This is a genomic window from Psychrobacter sp. 1U2 (assembly GCF_051847575.1).
In genome coordinates, this window is sequence record NZ_JBPYDC010001635.1 from 1 (window position 1) to 553 (window position 553).

Annotated in this window: 1 protein-coding gene and 1 pseudogene; both read left to right on the forward strand. The window is 37.6% G+C overall.

Annotated elements, in window-relative coordinates:
- Positions 1 to 195: pseudogene (locus ACS8FD_RS23580) on the forward strand (TRAP transporter substrate-binding protein); the annotation flags it as partial.
- Between the two features lie 94 nt (positions 196 to 289).
- A partial coding sequence (locus ACS8FD_RS23585; protein WP_439277636.1) for a TauD/TfdA dioxygenase family protein occupies positions 290 to 553 on the forward strand: 264 nt, incomplete at its 3' end.

Genomic DNA, 553 nt, shown 5'->3' on the forward strand with positions numbered 1-553 from the left:
ATCAGGGTTAAAGCTGAGTCCAAAGCTCGCGGCGATACGATGATAGAGATTCCTGATCCATTAAACGATCCTGCTTGGAGCGGTATACTCAAGACAGAAATTGAGAAATACCTCAATAACGTGGAAGCGCTTGGATTAGACGCACAAGGCGTTTATGAAAAGGCACAAGAAGCGAGTGTTGCTTGTAAGGTTTAATTTTTATTAGCGAAAAATTAGTAATCGTATTGAAATATTGTTTTTTCAGTTAATGTAGTAAAACTCATTTTCAACAATTTTTAAGGGATTAAAAATGGTTAATAGTGTTCACCCCACAGGACTTTTCGATAATAGTGCAAAAGATTATCAGCATATTACTGCTCATCCTTTAGCTTCTGCTATGGGCGCAGAAATTAGAGGTGTAGATTTAAGCGATGTCAGCGACGATGTCATGGCTGAGATCGAAGATGCCCTTTATCGACATAAAATGATTTTTTTTAGAGATCAGGAAATATCTTTTACTGATCACGAAAACTTAATCCTTCAGCTTGGTGAGTTTGGGACAGATGCTTATACG